This window comes from Methylotenera sp. (assembly GCF_036401095.1).
In the GTDB taxonomy this organism is placed as follows: Bacteria; Pseudomonadota; Gammaproteobacteria; order Burkholderiales; family Methylophilaceae; genus Methylotenera.
Genome location: NZ_DASWWA010000027.1, coordinates 42,955 through 60,677 on the forward strand (window position 1 = coordinate 42,955; position 17,723 = coordinate 60,677).

Annotated in this window: 16 protein-coding genes; 8 read left to right on the forward strand and 8 right to left on the reverse strand. The window is 47.0% G+C overall.

Annotated elements, in window-relative coordinates; all coding sequences use genetic code 11:
- Window positions 1–8: 8 nt before the first annotated feature.
- Complete coding sequence (gene dusB, locus VGD82_RS12570; protein WP_331020685.1) at window positions 9–1,052, reverse strand: tRNA dihydrouridine synthase DusB; 1,044 nt, start codon at window positions 1,050–1,052, stop codon at window positions 9–11.
- A gap of 105 nt (window positions 1,053–1,157) precedes the next feature.
- On the opposite strand from dusB, the gene VGD82_RS12575 reads away from it, so the two are divergent.
- A complete protein-coding gene (locus tag VGD82_RS12575) occupies window positions 1,158–2,426 on the forward strand; it encodes an MFS transporter (RefSeq protein ID WP_331020686.1) in 1,269 nt (422 codons plus the stop codon).
- On the opposite strand, the gene VGD82_RS12580 is transcribed toward VGD82_RS12575, so the two are convergent.
- Genes VGD82_RS12580 through polA form a run of 3 tightly spaced genes read right to left on the reverse strand, consistent with a single transcriptional unit; the run spans window position 2,388 to window position 6,300 of the window.
- A complete protein-coding gene (locus VGD82_RS12580; protein WP_331020687.1) occupies window positions 2,388–2,657 on the reverse strand; it encodes a YkgJ family cysteine cluster protein in 270 nt (89 codons plus the stop codon). The genes VGD82_RS12575 and VGD82_RS12580 overlap by 39 nt on opposite strands.
- A 33-nt stretch (window positions 2,658–2,690) precedes the next feature.
- Window positions 2,691–3,443 (reverse strand): competence/damage-inducible protein A, encoded by a 753-nt coding sequence (locus VGD82_RS12585; protein WP_331020688.1) that lies wholly within the window; start codon window positions 3,441–3,443, stop codon window positions 2,691–2,693.
- Window positions 3,444–3,489: 46 nt separating this feature from the next.
- On the reverse strand, window positions 3,490–6,300 hold the full coding sequence (gene polA / locus VGD82_RS12590; RefSeq protein WP_331020689.1) for a DNA polymerase I: 2,811 nt from the start codon (window positions 6,298–6,300) through the stop codon (window positions 3,490–3,492).
- Between the two features lie 198 nt (window positions 6,301–6,498).
- Here polA and VGD82_RS12595 point away from each other — a divergent pair, with 198 nt between their 5' ends.
- The 4 genes from VGD82_RS12595 to VGD82_RS12610 all read left to right on the forward strand — a co-directional run bounded on the left by VGD82_RS12595 (window position 6,499) and on the right by VGD82_RS12610 (window position 9,603).
- A complete protein-coding gene (locus tag VGD82_RS12595; protein WP_331020690.1) occupies window positions 6,499–7,227 on the forward strand; it encodes a TIGR00730 family Rossman fold protein in 729 nt (242 codons plus the stop codon).
- 80 nt (window positions 7,228–7,307) lie between these two features.
- Window positions 7,308–7,661, forward strand: coding sequence for a DUF2782 domain-containing protein (locus VGD82_RS12600; protein ID WP_135277913.1), 354 nt, complete (start codon window positions 7,308–7,310; stop codon window positions 7,659–7,661).
- A 107-nt stretch (window positions 7,662–7,768) separates the two neighbouring features.
- The gene (locus VGD82_RS12605) at window positions 7,769–8,710 is read left to right on the forward strand and encodes a homoserine kinase (protein ID WP_331020691.1); all 942 of its coding nucleotides are present in this window, start codon (window positions 7,769–7,771) and stop codon (window positions 8,708–8,710) included.
- A gap of 110 nt (window positions 8,711–8,820) precedes the next feature.
- On the forward strand, window positions 8,821–9,603 hold the full coding sequence (locus tag VGD82_RS12610) for a BPSS1780 family membrane protein (RefSeq protein ID WP_331020692.1): 783 nt from the start codon (window positions 8,821–8,823) through the stop codon (window positions 9,601–9,603).
- Between the two features lie 62 nt (window positions 9,604–9,665).
- Here the strand turns inward: VGD82_RS12610 and VGD82_RS12615 are convergent, their stop codons facing one another.
- Window positions 9,666–11,882: a UvrD-helicase domain-containing protein gene (locus tag VGD82_RS12615; protein WP_331020693.1), complete on the reverse strand. Its 2,217-nt coding sequence runs from the start codon at window positions 11,880–11,882 to the stop codon at window positions 9,666–9,668.
- Window positions 11,883–12,343: 461 nt separating this feature from the next.
- Between VGD82_RS12615 and VGD82_RS12620 the strand changes: the two genes are divergently transcribed.
- Entirely contained in the window at window positions 12,344–13,147 is an 804-nt protein-coding gene (locus VGD82_RS12620; protein ID WP_331020694.1) for a class III extradiol ring-cleavage dioxygenase, read from the forward strand.
- A gap of 63 nt (window positions 13,148–13,210) precedes the next feature.
- Here the strand turns inward: VGD82_RS12620 and VGD82_RS12625 are convergent, their stop codons facing one another.
- The 3 genes from VGD82_RS12625 to VGD82_RS12635 form a co-directional block, all read right to left on the reverse strand.
- Window positions 13,211–13,354: a hypothetical protein gene (locus VGD82_RS12625; protein WP_331020695.1), complete on the reverse strand. Its 144-nt coding sequence runs from the start codon at window positions 13,352–13,354 to the stop codon at window positions 13,211–13,213.
- Between the two features lie 79 nt (window positions 13,355–13,433).
- The gene (locus VGD82_RS12630) at window positions 13,434–14,312 is read right to left on the reverse strand and encodes an SDR family oxidoreductase (RefSeq protein ID WP_331020696.1); all 879 of its coding nucleotides are present in this window, start codon (window positions 14,310–14,312) and stop codon (window positions 13,434–13,436) included.
- Window positions 14,313–14,357: 45 nt separating this feature from the next.
- Complete coding sequence (locus tag VGD82_RS12635) at window positions 14,358–15,059, reverse strand: pirin family protein (protein ID WP_331020742.1); 702 nt, start codon at window positions 15,057–15,059, stop codon at window positions 14,358–14,360.
- Window positions 15,060–15,220: 161 nt separating this feature from the next.
- Here VGD82_RS12635 and VGD82_RS12640 point away from each other — a divergent pair, with 161 nt between their 5' ends.
- Both VGD82_RS12640 and VGD82_RS12645 read left to right on the forward strand, forming a co-directional pair.
- Window positions 15,221–16,123 carry a LysR substrate-binding domain-containing protein gene (locus VGD82_RS12640; RefSeq protein WP_331020697.1) on the forward strand — a complete coding sequence of 301 codons (903 nt, stop codon included), beginning with the start codon at window positions 15,221–15,223 and terminating at the stop codon, window positions 16,121–16,123.
- Window positions 16,124–16,414: 291 nt separating this feature from the next.
- Window positions 16,415–17,560 (forward strand): mechanosensitive ion channel protein MscS, encoded by a 1,146-nt coding sequence (locus tag VGD82_RS12645; protein WP_331020698.1) that lies wholly within the window; start codon window positions 16,415–16,417, stop codon window positions 17,558–17,560.
- The last annotated feature ends 163 nt before the right edge of the window (window positions 17,561–17,723 follow it).

A 17,723-nucleotide genomic window follows, 5' to 3' on the forward strand; every position in this document is an offset into this window, starting at 1 on the left:
ACAAGTTCCTAGGCTGCTAATGCTGAAGACGCATCTGGATTAGTATCATCAGCGTCATTATCAATGTAAACCAAGCGTTCATTTTTTGTTTTCAGTTCAACAAAAAAGTCATTAATTGCTTGTAGTTGTAATTCTATGGTCTGCAGGGTGTTCATGCTGTGGCGGAACTGTGCAGAGCCGGCTAAACCTTTGGTGTACCATGAGATGTGCTTACGTGCCATACGCATACCAGTCAGGTCGCCATAAAACTCATATAAATCATGCAGATGCTCTAGCATCACGGCATGGATTTCGTCTACGGTAGGCGGTAGCATATACGTGCCGGTCGTGAGGTAATGCTCAATTTCGCGGAATATCCACGGGCGGCCTTGTGCGGCACGGCCTATCATTACTGCATCGGCACCGGTGTAATCGAGTACAAACTTTGCTTTTTCAGGCGTGGTGATGTCGCCGTTAGCAATCAGCGGAATCTTGATCGCTTGTTTTACTGCGGCGATGGTGTCGTACTCAGCGTCACCCATATAAGCACATGCGCGGGTGCGGCCATGCATAGCCAGTGCTTGTACGCCTAAATCTTCCGCCATTTTGGCAATTTGAATTGCATTGCGGTTTTGCTTGTCCCAACCCGTACGTATTTTTAAGGTGACCGGTACATCGACTGCGGCAACTACTGCGCGCAGAATTTGTGCGACTAATGGCTCATCTTTCAGCAATGCAGAGCCAGCCATCACGTTGCAGATCTTTTTAGCCGGGCAACCCATGTTGATATCGATGATTTGTGCGCCATTATCCACATTGTGTTTAGCGGCCTCGGCCATCATTTGCGGGTCTGCGCCAGCAATTTGCACAGAAATCGGGTTAACTTCACCTTCGTGGTTGGCACGACGTTTTGTTTTTTCACTGCCGTACAGTAGCGAGTTAGAGGTCACCATCTCAGATACAGCCAAGCCCGCACCCATCTTCTTACAAAGTTGGCGGAAAGGCCTGTCAGTCACGCCCGCCATGGGTGCGACAACTAGGTTGTTTTTTAAGATGTGATTGCCGATTTGCACTAGTGTATTTCTCGAACGCGAAAGTTGCTTATTTTATACGCAATCTGGGTTTGAGAAAACAATTTTCAGCATACAATTGGCAATAGTTTGTTATTGAGTCGGATTATGCAGAAGCCATCAACCACGCACATTGCCTTTGCCAGCTTTATTGGTACTGCGATTGAGTTTTACGATTTTTATATTTACGCCATGGCGGCGGCTTTGGTGATTGGGCAGGTGTTCTTTCCTGCTAGTGACCCCGCAACACAGTCCCTTAACGCATTTTTAACTTTCGGCATTGCTTTTATTGCCAGACCGGTTGGCGCGGTTGTGTTTGGTCATTTTGGCGATAAGGTTGGGCGTAAAACAACGCTAGCGGCCTCTTTGCTACTGATGGGTATTTCTACCTTGCTGATAGGGCTGCTGCCCGGGTATGAAGTGTTAGGGATTTGGGCGCCAATTGCACTATGTATATTGCGTTTTGGTCAGGGCTTGGGCTTAGGTGGTGAGTGGGGTGGCGCGGCATTGCTGGCTACCGAACATGCGCCGCAAGGTAAGCGCGCTTGGTTTGGCATGTTTCCGCAATTGGGACCATCGGTTGGTTTTTTAATGGCTACCTTGAGCTATCTTGCTTTGTCGGTATGGCTAACGGACGCACAGTTTAAAGCTTGGGGCTGGCGCCTGCCTTTTATTGCCAGTGCATTGCTGGTGGGAGTGGGGTTGTATGTGCGTTTTAAATTAGCAGAAACGCCAGCCTTTGCGACTGCGCTGCAACAGAATAAAACCCATGCCATGCCAATTAAGCCTTTGTTAAACAAACATTTGCGTCCTGTGTTGTTGGGTGCGTTAGCGATGGTGGTGTGCTATAACTTATTTTATACTGCCACGGTGTTTTGCTTGAGTTATGGCACGGCTAATTTGGGCATTACGCGCAGCGACTTTCTGGGCATGTTATGTGTTGCTATTTTGTTTATGACGCTTGCTACGCCTATCTCTGCAAAGTTGAGTGATGCCTATGGGCGGAAGCCTGTGCTGTTAATTAGTAGTGCACTGGCGGTGCTGGCAGGCTTTGCGCTGAACCCCTTGCTTGCAAGCGGCTCAGTAGCGCAGGTAACCCTGTTTTTATCTCTAGCACTGTTCTTAATGGGAGCCACATTTGCGCCTATGGGAGCATACCTACCTGAGCAGTTTCCGGTGGCGGTGCGTTATACCGGCGCGGGCTTGGCTTATCAGCTTGGTGGTATTTTAGGCGCGTCAATGGCACCTTATATTTCACAAGTGCTGGTGGCAACCGGCGGGCTGGCATGGGTGGGGGCTTATGTTTCCATTGCTGCCGCTGTGAGTTTTGTTGCGGTGTTATTGCTGGGTGAGCGTAGGAGCGGTGATTTGCTCTAGATTTGTTAGCCATGTAATCGCTTGTTCACGCGTGTCTCCACACATTTCTGCACTAGGCTGTAGGCCGCCACAAAATGCGGGCCGTTCTGGCTGGCCAAAAATCTTGCACATGTTTTTCTCATTGAGGTGTACGCAGCGCACGCCAGCAGGCTTGCCGTTCGGCATGCCGGGGATGGGGCTGTTAATAGAGGGCGCGATGCAACACGCGCCACAATGCTCTCTACATTTCATGGTGAATTAATCAGCCTTAGTGCTAGGCAACCCTTAGTGCTCTGTCCATGGAAAATTCAATGCGCTGACTGCCAGTTTGATTTCCTCCAATGCCGTGTTTGCCATTGCCGCAGCGCCTTTGACTCCCACTTCTGTGGTGCGGCGATTATCCAGCTTAGGCAGGCTAAAAAGCTTAAGCCCCGGGTATTTTTGTACGATATGATTCATTAAGTCAATTAATTGGCTTTCACCGGCGTCCATCACCAAAATCGATAGCTCGGTGTAATCCTGCTGGTGAAACAAGTGGGGGTAATGCGTGTCCAGCACCCACTCCACCATAGGGTGTGCCATTTGTGGAAAGCCTGGCACAAAATAATGCTGGTTGATGGCAAAGCCCGCTACGCGATTCACTGGGTTGGGGATCAGTTCTGCTCCTGCTGGTAAGTCTGCCATCAACACTCTTTTGGGGTAGGCGCCTTCGCCATATTGCGCCTCAATTTCGGCAACGGCACCCGGGTGGCGGGTGAGTGCTACTCCGGCAGCATCAGCCGCACACTGGCGCGTGTAATCATCTGGCGTGGCACCAATGCCACCAAAGCTCAACACAATATCGCCATGCTGCATACTGGCTTGTAGCAGGCTAGTAATCTGTGCAGGTATATCCCCCAAATAATGCGCCCATGCCAGTTGCAAACCGCGTGATTTTAATGCCTGTATAACAAAGCTTAGGTGCGCATCCTGCCGTTTTCCAGAGAGGATTTCATCGCCAATGATATAAATGCCGATAGACTGATTATCTTTTTGCATGATTGTTTAAATACGCCCGTGAACCGCTATGAGTCAATGTTAAGGATTAATGCGCGCTTTCCCAGTTGTTACCTACGCCAACTTCAGCCAGTAACGGCACATCCAGTTTGGCTACACTTTGCATGAGTTCTGGTAGTTTTTGTTTCACTAACTCAAGCTCTGCGTCTGGCACTTCTAATACCAGCTCATCGTGCACTTGCATGATAAGTTTGGTGTTGAGTTTTTCATCTTTCAGCCATTTATCTACCGCAATCATTGCTAGTTTGATTAAGTCTGCCGCGGTGCCTTGCATCGGTGCGTTGATGGCGGCACGTTCGGCGCCTGCTCTGCGCATGCCGTTGGCGCTATTGATTTCTGGCACCCACAATCTGCGGCCAAAGTAGGTTTCTACATAGCCTTTTTCTTTGGCGAGTTCGCGTGTGTCCTGCATATATTGGCGCACACCTGGGTAGCGCGCGAAGTAGCGTTCTATGTAACTTTGTGCAGCGCCGCGCTCAATGTTGAGGTTTTGCGCCAAGCCAAAAGCACTCATGCCATAAATCAGGCCAAAGTTAATCACTTTGGCATAGCGGCGCTGTTCGTTGTCTACAGCACTGCGTTCTACGCCAAAAATCTCGGCAGCGGTGGCGCGGTGGATATCTTCATTGTTGGCAAAGGCTTGCAGCATGCCTGTGTCTTTAGATAAATGCGCCATGATGCGCAGCTCAATTTGTGAGTAATCGGCAGAAACAATATGGCTGCCCGGCGGTGCGATAAACGCTTCACGGATACGGCGGCCTTCGGCGGTACGTACCGGAATGTTTTGTAAATTAGGGTCGCTACTGGCTAAGCGGCCGGTAATTGCCACAGCTTGGTTGTAGTTGGTATGCACACGCCCGGTGTGCGGGTTAATCATTTTTGGCAGTTTGTCGGTATAGGTGGATTTTAATTTGGCTAAACCGCGATACTCCAGCAGCACTTTCGGCAATGGGTAATCTAGCGCCAGTTCCTGTAGTACGTCTTCATCTGTGGACGGTGCACCAGAAGGGGTCTTCTTAATCGGCTTGATGCCGAGTTTACCAAATAGGATTTCCTGCAATTGCTTAGGTGAGCCTAAGTTAAATGGCTGCCCAGCAAGCTCAAAAGCTTGTGTTTCTAGCTCCATCAGCTTCATGCCGATTTCGTTGCTTTGGCGGTTGAGCATATTGGCATCAATCAGTACGCCGTTGCGCTCGATAGTAAACAGGCATTCCATTGAAGGCATTTCAATTTGGCTGTAAATAAAATGGAGTTTGCTGTCCTGCAGTACTTGTGGTGACAGTGCCTCATGTAGTTGCAGGGTAATGTCAGCATCTTCAGCCGCGTATTCTGCGGCAACCTCTACCGTTACCTGATTAAAGCCCACTTGCTTGGCGCCTTTGCCTGCCACTTGCTCAAAGCTGATGGGTTCAATGCCTAAGTGTCTGGCGCTGAGTTCATCCATGCCGTGTCCACGGTGGCTTTCCAGCACGTAAGATTGCAGTAAAGTGTCGTGCGCAATGCCATTAAGTGCAATGCCGTGGTTAGCCAATACGTGTTTATCGTATTTTAAATTTTGCCCTACTTTTTTAATGGCTGGGTTTTCCAGCAAAGGCTTAAACTTGGCTAAAACTTGCGCCAGTGGTAGCTGCGCGGGTGCGTCAAAGTAATCATGCGTGAGCGGTAAGTAGGCGCCAGTACCTGCGGCCACGCTAAACGACATGCCTACAATTTGGGCGGTGAGCGGGTCTAGTGAAGTGGTTTCTGTATCAAAGCATATGAGCTCAGCTTGGTTAAGCTTGGCAAGCCATGTATCTAAAGTTGCCTCGCTGAGTATGGTTTCATATTGGCGGCTGGTGTTTGGGGTGTAGCTGAACTGCTTAGTTTCAGTTCTAGCTTCGGTATTAGGTTTAGGCGTGGGTGCGGGTGTGCTGAATAAATCACCTGAAGTACCTGCCGGCTGGTTTTCAATACTGGGTTGCGGTGCTGCGTCTGGCATGTTGTCCAACTCGCGCTTCCAGCTTCTGAATTCAAAGTGGTCAAATAATGCGGCCAGTTTTGCTTTGTCCGGCGCTTGCTGTACCAGCTCATCAAAGTGGTCGCGGATGCCTACGTCGCAGCGGATGGTAATCAGCTCGCGCGCGGTGGGTAACCACGGCAGTGCTTTGCGTAGGTTCTCGCCGACCACGCCTTTGATGCTGTCTGCATTAGCGACTATGTTATCCAGCGTGCCGTATTCTTTTAGCCATTTAACCGCGGTTTTTGGGCCTACTTTTTCTACCCCGGGCACGTTGTCTGAAGTATCGCCAATCAGCACTAGGTAATCAATAATTAAACTTGGCGGGATGCCAAATTTGTTTTCTACGCCGGCTACATCCAGCACGTCATCGGTTTTGCGGAAAGCATCGCGCATAGTGTTGACCACGGTAATGTGCTCGTTCACCAGTTGTGAAATGTCTTTATCGCCTGTAGAAATCACGGTTTTAATGCCTTGGCGCTCAGCTTGTTTGGCCAGTGCACCAATTACATCGTCCGCCTCTACGCCATCTTCAACAATCAATGGCCAGCCCATGGCGCGTATGGTTTCAAATAATGGCTCAATTTGCGAGCGTAAATCATCGGGCATGCTGGCGCGGTTGGCTTTGTATTCTGGGTAAATGTCATCGCGGAAGGTTTTGCCTTTGGCATCAAATACGCAGGCGCTGTATTCAGCAGGGTAGTCTTTATGTAGGCGACGCAGCATGTTAAGTACGCCCTGAATGGCGCCTACCGGCTCGTTGGCCGAGTTGCGCAGGTCGGGCATGGCATGAAATGCCCGATACAAATAAGATGAGCCATCCACCAATAATAAAGTTTTCATATATAAATCCAAAAAATGCGAGCATGCATTGCATTAAATCGCCCAGCTTTAGGCAAATAATTGCAATAGGTTGTTGCCAACGGTCTTTAATCGCCTACATAATAAAACATATATGACATGCTTAAAAATTGTTTATGCGCAGCTGCTTAATTTAGCCTGTGTAAATTTTGGTATTTCATTCATCAAGGATTAATCGTCATGACCATAGTTAAAAAAATTCCAAAAATTACCGACCCTGACGTACAAGGCATGCACCATACCGGCCTTGAGTCTTGGCATGCGTTTAAGATTATGTCTGAGTTTGTGGATGCGACCGAGCGGCTTAAAGAAATTACGCCTGCGGTTTCTATTTTTGGCAGTGCACGCACCAAGCCGGATAGCCCGTATTATGAGTTGACAGTGGACATCGCAAGACGCCTTTCTGATGCTGGCTTTGCTGTGATCTCTGGCGGAGGCCCTGGTATTATGGAGGCTGCCAACAAGGGCGCATTTGCAGGCAAGTCGCCAAGCATAGGCTTAAATATTGAGTTGCCGCATGAACAAAATGCTAATCCTTATCAGGATATTAGCCAGAACTTTAAGCACTTTTTTATGCGTAAGGTCATGTTTGTAAAATATGCGAGCGCGTATGTGGTGATGCCTGGCGGCTTTGGTACTTTAGATGAGCTGATGGAGGCGATTACTCTGGTGCAAACTGGTAAAACGCTGAGGATTCCCATCATCTTAGTTTGCGAACCATTCTGGCGTGGACTGGTGGACTGGGTGAAAACTACTTTGGTGAACGAAGATATGATTTCTAGCAGCGATTTGGATTTAATCCAAATGATTGATGACCCGGAAGAGATTGTGCAAGCCATTTTCAAACATTACGAAACCCGCGGTTTCAAGCTTTCTGCAGAAGAAGAGCGCATCCAGCTTTATTTGTAATGATATGGCCTTATACCGGATGGTTTTTGATAGAATGGGCACTTATTTAGTTGATGATGTTGATGCCGTAAAGGGTGGTAATGATGATGCGTAAAAATTACAAAAATCTAAGTGCTTTATTACTCGCAGCAATGCTAGCGCCAACGCTGTTGCAAGCTAGAGAGTTGCCATCTAATCTGCAGCCGTTGGAAGATATCCCACCGCCTAGCATCAGCTCAGAAGATGTTCCAGATGAGCCGGAAGTTACCATTGTTAAAAAGAATGGTGAAACCATAGAGGAATATCGTGTTGGTGGCCAGCTGTACATGATGAAGGTGACCCCTAAGCATGGCGTGCCTTACTACCTGCATAGAGAAGACCAAGACGGCGCCTGGGTAAACGTAGGGCCTAATCCGCCGCTATCTATCCCTAAATGGACTATCTTTAGATTTTAATTCACCATATTGACCAAAGCGGGCATGTGGATGCAAACAGCGCTTTCATCTACATGCTTGATATAATGCCCCGCCTTTAATTTTTTCCAGTTTTTTAAATTATACCTATGTCTGTTTTTACCTCAGTTAACAACCAACAACTACAAGCATGGCTTCAAGATTACTCCATCGGTGAGCTGGTTGAGTTGAAAGGTATTTCTTCAGGCATTACCAATACCAATTATTTTGTGACTACCACACAAAATAAATATGTACTGACACTGTTTGAACACAACACGATAGATGAACTGCCTTACTTCATTGATTTGATGCACCATTTATCCACGCACGGTGTGCCTTGTCCAGACCCGATTAGCAATAAAGCTGGCGTTAATTTGCACATGCTTAATGGTAAACCTGCCGTGTTAATCAGCTGCCTGAATGGTCAGGACATTACAGCCCCTAATAGCGTGCATTGTGCCGAGGTTGGCCGTGTGCTGGCGCAAATGCATCAGGCAGGGCAGTCGTTTGTTTCGCAGTACTCCGGGCAGGCGCATCAAAACCCGCGTGGTGCAGACTGGCGTAATCAAACTGCACAAAAGGTGATGGCGCATTTGCCGGCAGATGACCAAAAGTTACTGAATGAAACATTGGCGTTCCAAGCTGGGCTGGATGCTTCAGCCTTACCTAAAGGTATTATCCATGCTGATTTGTTCCGCGATAATGTATTGTTTGATGGCGATAAAGTCGGCGGCTTGATTGATTTTTATTACGCATGTCATGATGTACTGGCGTACGATTTGGCAATAGTGGCAAATGACTGGTGCGTGCAGGCGGATGGGCAGTTAGATGCCACAAAAGTGGAAGCGTTGTTGCAGGCTTACCAAGCGGTGCGTCCATTTGAGCAGGCAGAGCATGCGGCATGGAATGGTTTGTTACGTATTGCCGCCTTGCGTTTCTGGCTGTCGCGACTGTACGACCAGATTTATCCGCAAGCGGGCGAGTTAACGCACGCAAAAGACCCAAATCATTTTAAAAATATACTTAAGTTAAGAACCGCACAATCTTAATTAAAAATAGGATTAATCAAACTGGATTAAGCTGTTGTACGTTAGCGTAGAATGGTTATTACAGTAGGCTGATTTAAAACTACTGATTTGAAACTAGAGGTGAAGGCATCATGGCAGACGATCTAAACACGCAATCTCCAGCAGTTAAACAAGTGCCGGCGGCAAATGCATGGCTTTGGATTGTAAACGGCATTAGCTTGTTTAGAGCTAACCCTGTGATGTGGGTAATTCTGCTGCTGATTTATTTGGCTATCATGATTCCTATCTCAATGGTGCCGATTTTGGGCTCTGTGGTCAGCACTTTGTTAGCGCCAGTATTTGCGGCAGGCATGATGTGGGGCTGCCAAGCACTCACACGTAATCAAGATTTAGAAATCAACCATCTGTTTCAGGGCTTCAAGCAAAACACTTCACAGTTAGTGGCAGTGGGCGGCTTTTATATGATGAGTTTGCTGGTGATTGCGGTTTTAGTGGTGTTGATGCTAGATAGAGGAGCGGTAGAGTTGATTGCGCAAGGTAAAGACCTGAGCCCTGAGCAGGCAAGTACTGTAATCTTGCCGCTGTTTATTGCCATGTTTTTGTTGATGCCAGTCTTGATGGGCTACTGGTTTGCACCTGTATTGGCTGGGCTTAACCAATTAAAAGCAGTGGATGCAATGAAATTAAGCTTTGTGGCCTGCTTGAAGAATATGCTGCCATTCTTGCTTTATGGCTTGATGTTTATGGCAGTTCTAATGGCTGCCATGTGGTTGGTTGTAAGTGTGCATGTGGTTTTTTCTGTGGTGTTTGTCGCCATTATTCCAGTCATGATGGCCAGTTTATATACTAGCTACGCTGATATTTTTAGCATAGACAACACTAGTCAGGCTAGCTCGCCTGAACAAGCTATCTAACTTAATTGAATTAGCAACCTGCCTGGCACACCTGTTAAGGTTTACGCTAGGCAGAACAGGGTTTAGATAGCAGTCAATTTAGCAAACTCTAGCGCCAGCCATTTTAGGCCTTCACGTCCAAAGTTCACTTGCACGCGCATATCGTTAGCGTTGCCTTCGTAGCTCACTACTACGCCATTGCCAAATTTATTGTGAGCCACTTGCTGGCCTACTTTCCATGGCATTGCGCTTTTTTGCGTGCTGCTTTGCTGTTTACTCATCACTGCAGGCAGCTCGTTGTAATCTCTGCCGTAGCCTGATTTTGCCACAGGTTTACTGTTTAAATGTTTGAGCAGTTCATCCGGAATTTCATCTAAAAAGCGTGAAGGAATGCCGTAGCGTACCTGTCCATGCAACATGCGGCTTTGCGCGTGGCTTAAATACAGGCGTTGGCGCGCACGCGTTACCGCTACGTACATTAAACGACGCTCCTCTTCTAGGCCATTGGCTTCGTAAGTGCTCTGCTCATGCGGGCACAGGCCTTCTTCCAAGCCGCTGATAAACACTACTTTAAACTCTAGGCCTTTAGATGCGTGCACGGTCATCAACTGCAAGGCTTCGCGTCCTACGTCTGCTTGGTGTTCACCTGCTTCTAAACTGGCATGGCTTAAAAACTGTGTAAGTAGGTCTTGCTCGGTTTCGCCATCCGCATTGCTATGGTTACCAAAATCCTGATTGGTGAAAGCTACTGCCGCCGTGACTAGCTCTTCCAAGTTGGCAATACGGTCTTCGCCTTCTTTTTCATTCTGGTAATGTGCTTTGAGGCCAGAGAGGGTGGTAGCAAGCTCCGCAAGTTCTGCCAGACTGATGCCATAAGCTTCGTCTACCATTTGCCTGATTAATGCGACAAAACCATCTATGCCCTTGCCGCCAATTTTGCCATTACCTACTTTGTTAATTGCAGCTTGCCATAAGCTGCAGTTCTGCGCGCGCGCTGCCTCTTGCAGTTGTTCCAAGCTACGTGCGCCGATGCCACGCGCGGGGAAGTTAATCACACGTAATAAGGCGGTATCGTCATTAGCGTTGGCAATCAGCCTCATGTAAGCGAGCGCGTGTTTAATCTCGGCGCGTTCAAAGAAGCGCAGGCCGCCATATACTCGGTACGGTAAATTGGCAGAGAATAATGCATGCTCCAATACGCGCGATTGCGCGTTGGAGCGGTAGAGCATAGCCATTTCGCCCAGCTCTGTGCTTTCTGCATGCAGCATTTTAATTTCATCTACAATAAACTGGGCTTCATCATTATCGTTGTAGGCTTGGTACACGCGCACCGGCTCACCGGCACCAGCGCTGGTCCATAGGTTTTTACCTAGGCGGTTTTTATTGTGTGAAATAATGGCATTGGCTGCATCTAGTATATTGCTGTGTGAGCGGTAGTTTTCTTCCAGCTTCACTACGCTTTGTACGTTAAAGTCAGTTTCAAAGTCACGCATATTGCCAACGCGTGCGCCACGGAAGCCGTAAATAGATTGGTCATCATCACCCACGGCAAACATACAGTTGTCTTTGCCGGCCAATAATTTTAACCATTGGTATTGCAAGCGGTTGGTATCCTGAAACTCATCTACCAGGATGTATCTGAAACGGCTTTGGTAATGCAGGCGGATATTAGTATCACGCTCTAATAGCTCGTAACAGCGCAATAGCAGCTCGGCAAAGTCGGCCACGCCATCGCGTTGGCATTGCTTGTCGTATTCTTCAAAAATCTCACGCAGTTTTTGTGAGTGCGGGTCGTAGGCATCAACTGCATGCGCGCGCAGCCCCTCATCTTTACAGCCGTTAATGTAGTTTTGCACCTGCTTAGGTGGAAATTTTTCATCATCCACATTCATCAGCTTCATCAAGCGCTTAATCATGGAAAGCTGGTCTGCAATATCCAAAATTTGGAAACTGGCTGGAAGCCCTGCCTCACGGTGATGTGCGCGCAATAAACGGTTGCACAGGCCGTGGAAGGTGCCAACCCACATGCCGCGCGTGTTGATAGGTAATGATGCAGTGATGCGCGTGAGCATCTCTTTTGCTGCTTTGTTGGTAAATGTCACAGCCAGCAAACCGGTAGGGGAAACTTGTTCCGTTTGTATCAGCCACGCAATACGTGCGGTAAGTACGCGTGTTTTACCGCTGCCTGCACCTGCCAAAATCAATGCAGATTGTTGGGGTAAGGTAACTGCTTCTAGCTGTTTATTGTTGAGGCCGGCTAAAAGGGGATCTTGCATGGTGGTTTGCGGTTGGCTATTCATAGTCGATATTTTAGCATGACTACTTAATGCGAATATTTCATATGTGGCGACAACTTATGTATGTTTTGCATGTATGCGCTGGAGTTGTATTGCAACTCAGCTGATACCAGTGGCTTGCTTTGTTGAGGGAGGTAGAGCAGTGGCTGAGAATAGGGGTGATATAAAAAACAAAAGTGTTTGGAACTTATTTTGAAAAGGCTTAGTCAGAGCTTACAGGTAACGCAAGTTACCTTTCCGCTCCAATCCTCCCTGAGCGGAAGCCTTAGACGATGAGGCATTTTTTGGACCCCGATTTCATCCCCTTGGTTGGGGTCTTTTTTTGCCTGCTATTTATGCAAAGGCTTAATTTATAAGCATTAGTATAAACTTAAATCTTACTAATTGTAAATAACTTGTAAATGATTTGTAAATTAATTGCTGTATGGTTTTAAACCTAAGTAATTAGGTGTAGCTTAGTAGTTATGAAGCCAAACATTAAACTCCCAGTATTGTTCATTTCTCATGGTGGTGGGCCGTGGCCGTATATTGAAGATATGCGTCAGCGCTTTGCCGTTACAGAGGCTGAGTTGGCCAAACTGCCTGCCAGCTTACCAGCAAAACCCAAGGCGATTTTGGTGATTACAGGTCATTGGGAAGAGCCGCAGTTTACGGTATCCACAGCCCAGCAGCCGCCTATGGAGTATGATTATTTTGGCTTCCCCGAGCATACCTATCATGTGCAGTATCCTGCAGCGGGGAGTCCTGCCTTAGCTAAGCGCGTGGGCGAGCTGTTGGCATTAAGCGGCGTGAAGGTGCTTGAAGACGAGCAGCGTGGTTTTGATCACGGTGTTTTTGTGCCCATGATGCTGATGTATCCGCATGCAGATATTCCTGTGGTGATGCTATCAATGAAAACCACTTATGATCCACTTGAGCATATCAAGCTGGGTGAAGCGCTTGCGCCGCTGAGAGAGGAAGGTGTGTTGATTGTTGGCAGTGGGCTTACTTATCATAATATGCGTGGTTTCGGCCGGCCGGTATCGTTTGAGCCTTCAGTACAGTTTGAGCAGTATTTATATGAAGCGATTGCTAATTCTAGCCCACAGCAGCGAAATAAAGCCTTGGCAGATTGGGAGCAGGCGCCATTTGCGCGTTTGGTGCATCCGCGCGAGGATCACTTAATCCCTTTAATGGTGGTAGCTGGTGCGGCAGCTGATAGTGTGGGAGAGCGTATTTTTACTGATACTGTGTTTGATGTGGTAATGGCTTCTTACCGTTTTGGCTAATGCTAAGCTGGCTGTGCGATAGGGCAGTTGCTAAATTGTTACCGCCAAGCCAGCTTAGGGTTGTCATCCTATCCCCAACCATGACTCCTCTTCTCTGAATTTTGCATCTAAATCAGATTGTTGTAAGTCTGTTGTATTGGCTTCTTGCTCAGTATTTGCGCTGAAAATGGAGTTTCTCCAAGTGTAGATTCTTTCTAAAATCATCATTATTCTCTTTTCTGTATGTGCTTGATTGGATTAAAGCTCCCAAGCTTTTGCTCGGGAGTGCTTTAGCCGCTACGCTAATTTAAATAAAAGCGGCTTTGTTGGCAGTAATGTAGTCTTCAAATCGGGTTAATGGACGGCCTAATAAGGTTTCACCATCAGTAGTGACTACCGCTGCTTGGTTTGAGGCAAACACCTCAAATAGCTCCAGAACACCTTTTGCCTGCCATTCTGGCCAGCCTGAACCGGTTAGTGATGCATAAGTAGTGTCTTCATCTGGTGATACGTAGTCCACGCTGTGGCCAGTGACACGTGAGAACACTGCCGCAATGTCGCTTCCTGATAACAGTTCTGGACCGGTAATGTTGTAAGCTTTATTGCTATGGCCTGGTGCTGTTAGTGTCACGGCTGCTGCTTCGCCAATGTCTTGCACGTTTAATGGCGCAAGTTTGCCTTCTCTGATGCCAAAGTATAATTTGCCGCTTTTTACGCCATCGGCCCATCCAAAAAAGTTATCTTGGAACCAGATCGTGCGTAAGTGCGTCCATGGCAAACCTGATGCTTCCAGATACTTCTCAGCCTCGCGGAATTGTTTAGCAAACAAAATTGCTTCCCACTCTGCGCCTACTACCGATAACAATACAACTTGATTTACTGTGCCTGCTGCCACCGCTGCATCCACTGTGTTTTTAGCATGCTGTGCTCTGTTCTCTACGTTACCTGGAATGATGTAAACTTTTGTCACCCCTTCAAAAGCTGCTTTCAAGGTGGCTGGTTCGTCTAGATCAAAAATAGCGGTTTCGATAGTTGGAAATTTTTCTTTAAGCTGCGCGGCTTTGCTTGCGCTTCTTACGCCAGCCACTACTTTGATATTGCTATCATTTTTGTTCACTAATGCTTCAATTGCAGCTACGCCGTTATTGCCTGCTGCGCCTACGATTAAAATGGTTTCTTGTGTCATGGTATTGTTCCTAAAAAATATAAAGTAATTAAAATTAAATAAAAGTTAGTAAGGGAGGTCGAACATCAATAGCTCGGCGTCTGCGGCATTGCTAAACTCAATCAAAGATTCCTCTTGAATTTTTAATGCATCGCCTGTGCTCAATTTAATGCCGTTAATTTCAACTTGGCCTCTAATCAAATGCACATAGCCTGTTCTGTTAGGGGCTAATTGATGAGCCAATTTGGTTTCTCCGTTTAATATTGCGGCATAGATGCTTGCATCTTGGTGAATCAACACTGAGCCATTTTTGCCATCTTGAGAGGCAATCAAACGCAGTTGCCCTGTTTTTGATGCGCTATCAAAATGCTTTTCCTCGTAGCTTGGTGCAATGCCGGTTACGTTAGGGTTAATCCAAATTTGCAAAAAGTGCACACGTTCAGTACTGGAGTGGTTAAATTCGCTGTGGCTCACACCAGTGCCAGCACTCATTCTTTGCACGTCGCCGTAGCTAATCACAGAGCCATTGCCCATGCTGTCTTTATGTTCTAGTGCGCCACTCAATACGTAGCTGATAATTTCCATGTCTTCATGGCTGTGTGTGCCAAAGCCACGCGCAGGTTGTACGCGGTCTTCGTTAATCACTAGCAGGGGGCCAAATCCCATTTGCTCTGGGTTGTAGTAATGGCCAAATGAGAATGAGTGGTTTGATTGCAACCAGCCATGGTCAGCTGCACCGCGTTGTCCGTTTTTAAGAACTTGTAACATCATCAATCTCCTTTATGCTTTGGTATCATTTGTGTATATGCGATAATTTAAAACATCACATTCTCTGCTAAATGATTGCCGGTTAATGTGAGAAGCATTATGAGCCGTTATTTCATTGATGAAAAACGGAAAAATTATCAACCTATCATCGAAAATTTCGAATGTTCAGAATAAGCCTAGATTCTTTATTAATTCTTGATGCGATTGACCGTGGTGGATCGTTTGCTGCTGCGGGTAACGAATTACACAAGGTTCCGTCCACCATCTCGTACACGGTCAGTAAGTTGGAGCAGGATTTAGGAGTGCAGGTATTCGAGCGCCAAGGCCCTAAAGTCAGTTTAACCAGCGCGGGTAAAGAGCTATTAAAAGAAGGGCGCTATCTGTTGAAAGCGGCAGAGGACCTTGAGCATAGAGTGCGGCGCGTGGCGTCAGGCTGGGAAACCGAGCTGTCCATCGGCATGGATTCCGTGTTCTCCCCCACTGCGTTGGTTGAGGATATTGCCGAATTTTATAAAGTAGCTAACCTGACCAGACTGCGGTTTGCACAAGAGGCACTGTCAGGCAGTTGGGAGGCGCTGATGGATAGGCGCGTGGATTTACTGATAGGGGCTGCGGGCGAGGGGCCATCTGGTGGCGGATATCATGCTGAGGTGATTGATAGCATCAATTTTGTGTTTGCCGTTGCGCCTAGTCACCCACTTGCGAGTGTGGATAAGCCCTTAGGTAAGGCTGAGTTATATCAGCATCGCGCTATCACGGTGAGTGACTCGGTGCGGAAGTTGCCGCCACGCACCGTAGGATTGCTGTTTGGGCAGGAAGCCTTAGCGGTATCCAATATGCGTACAAAGTATGAGTTTCAGCTAGCTGGGCTTGGTTTTGGTTTTTTACCAGAGCCATTAGCGCGTGGTGCTATCACAAAAGGCTTACTAGTAGAAAAACAGGTCGAAGAGCCACGCCAACCAGAATCAATCTACATGGCCTGGCGCAGCAGTGATGCTGGTGCTGGCTTGAAGTGGTGGATTGATAGAATCAAATCACAGAATATGGCAGAAAAGCTGTGGTGAGGTAGGGCGTTTGTTGAGTGGTTGGTGGGTTTTTGTGCTTAACTATTTGTTCTATTTGGGTGATTGTTTCTAAGTTTGTTGACTGATACTGTTTGCTTGGTTTGAGTTTACAGGCATGCAAACGAGCTTCTTATTTGGTTGGCGATGAAACATTTGACCTCAATATACTAAAAGCAAGACAGTTGAACGGATTTGCCGAAATTAACGCGTCCAGATTATTTGTTGGCAGATTTGTAAATTCAAATTGTAGATAAGTGTAGCGATACTTTTTTATTAACAATGAGATTGCAAATGAAGAAAAAACTAATAATCCCCATCATGCTCGCTTTAATCGTCCCACTAATCGCGAGCTGGTTTGCTTACCCCGATACGCATTTACCGCCTGGTTTTGGCGTATTCCCCCCGCAGTTTGTAGCAGAAGCACCAGGTTTTAATTTAGTTGTATTCTGTGCGTTAGCCCTAGTAGAGTTAGTTGTGTTGGCGCTATATATTTCCCCCACGTTATTTGGGTTTAAAAAGGTGGAGCCTGCTGCACCTAACAAACCCTTACCTTTGCCTATTTGGTTTTGGCTAGGTTTAGCATCTACGCTGTTTTTCTGGTGGCTGATGTGGACGCGAGTGACTATATTTGGCAGCTTGGTTTACTATGCATTTACACCACTCTGGTGGAGCTTTATTTTTACATTAGACGGCGTTGTTTATCGTTATAACAATGGGCAGTCTTTGTTGTCATCCAAACCTAAAACACTAGTTATCAGCGCCTTGGTGTCCTTGGTTGGTTGGCGTATGTTTGAGTATTACAATTATTTTGCGTTAGGTAATTGGTATTATCCGCAAACAGAGAGCATTCCATCACTGTCCCATGAGGCGGTGGTGGTGATATTTCTGTTAGCTTATACGACTGTTTGGCCTGCTATCTTCCAATGGTACATGCTGTTAAACGCCTGTCCTAGTTTGGCTAGCAGGTACTCGCAAGGCCCCAAGGTTTCTATCAAGGGCAATGTCTTATTGTATGCAGGCTATGCATTATTATTTCTTATGGTGTTTTGGCCTTATCCATTATTTTGGGTGCTGTGGATAGGTGTATTGATGGTGTTTTCAGGTTTACTCATCAAGCTTAATATTTGGACACCGTTTGCTGATATGGCGAAAGGCAACTGGACCTCTGCACTGCTCATTGCGTTAGCTACCATGTTAAATGGTTTTGTGTGGGAGTGCTGGAACTACGGTAGTGCACATCCACAAATGCCGATTACTAACCCTAATTACTGGGTTTACGATATCCCTTACGTAAATGTGATTCACATATTTTCAGAAATGCCGCTTTTAGGCTACATGGGCTATATGCCGTTTGGGGTGTTGGCTTTGGTGATGTGGATATGGGCCGGTAATGTATTTGGTTTTGATACAAAAATACTTGATACCGACCAACACTAGCTAGCACAATAATCACCAAGCCATGTTAAATGGAGTGGCTAATCATAGATGAGGCAGATGTCTTTTGCCTCATCTATGAAGTTGATGCCTTTGTAACGATATGACAGCATGGTGGAGCTTTGGGTTTGGGGTGCAGCTTGTGCCTCGCCCGAGTCAGGCGAGG